The organism is Rhizobacter sp. P3_B12 (assembly GCF_056402895.1).
On sequence record NZ_JBFUGN010001584.1, the window covers coordinates 1 to 826 of the forward strand.

An 826-nucleotide genomic window follows, 5' to 3' on the forward strand; every position below is an offset into this window, starting at 1 on the left:
CGACGGGACATCCCCACCGAACGGCGGACCCCATGAGCGCAGACTTCGACACGATCTTCAACTACCACGAGCGCGCCGTCTTCGAGGCGGTGTCCGCGGCCGCCACCCAGCACCCGCACCTGCATGGCAGCGAGCTGCTCGCCGACATCGCCTGCGTCGCGCTGAACCGGCTGCCGCCGCGCTACATCCGGCATGCGGTCGATTTCTCGTTCTACCTGAGCGAGAAGGAGCGCCACGTGATCGAGGTGGCGATCACCGAGGCGGTCGACTTCGCGTTCCAGTTCGTGCTGGCGCGTACCGCCATGAAAGCCCGGAACTAGCTTCGGCTGGTGGCGAGGCGCACGAGGATCGTCGGGAAACTCACCGGCAGCGTGCGCGGGAAATCGCGGCTGAAATGCAGCCCGCGGCTCTCATGCCGCATCAGTGCCGAGCGCACGATCAGCTCGGCGCAATCGACCAGGTTGCGCAGCTCCAGCAGGTCGCGCGTGACGCGGAAGTTCGCGTAGTAGTCGTCGATCTCGCTGCGCAGCAGGTCGATGCGGTGCAGCGCCCGCTCCAGCCGCTTGGTGGTGCGCACGATGCCGACGTAGTTCCACATCAGCAGGCGCAGCTCGTCCCAGTTGTGCGCGATCACGACCTGCTCGTCGGCGTTCTCGACCTGGCTCTCGTCCCAGTCCGGCAGCTCGGGCTGCTCGCTCGGCGCGTGCTCGAGGATGTGGTCGGCGCAGGTCTTGCCGAGCACCACGCATTCCAGCAGCGAGTTGCTGGCCAGCCGGTTCGCGCCATGCAGGCCGGTGTAGGTGGTCTCGCCGACCGCGTACAGCCC

The 826-nt window shown here is 67.3% G+C and carries 2 protein-coding genes; one reads left to right on the forward strand and one right to left on the reverse strand.

All coding sequences use genetic code 11. From position 1 onward, the window contains the following. Positions 1–32 precede the first annotated feature (32 nt). Positions 33–320: a late competence development ComFB family protein gene (locus AC1D01_RS37035; protein WP_477874847.1), complete on the forward strand. Its 288-nt coding sequence runs from the start codon at positions 33–35 to the stop codon at positions 318–320. Here AC1D01_RS37035 and AC1D01_RS37040 read toward each other — a convergent pair. After that, positions 317–826: FAD-binding protein (locus AC1D01_RS37040; protein ID WP_477874849.1), on the reverse strand; the 510-nt coding region annotated here is incomplete at its 5' end. The genes AC1D01_RS37035 and AC1D01_RS37040 overlap by 4 nt on opposite strands.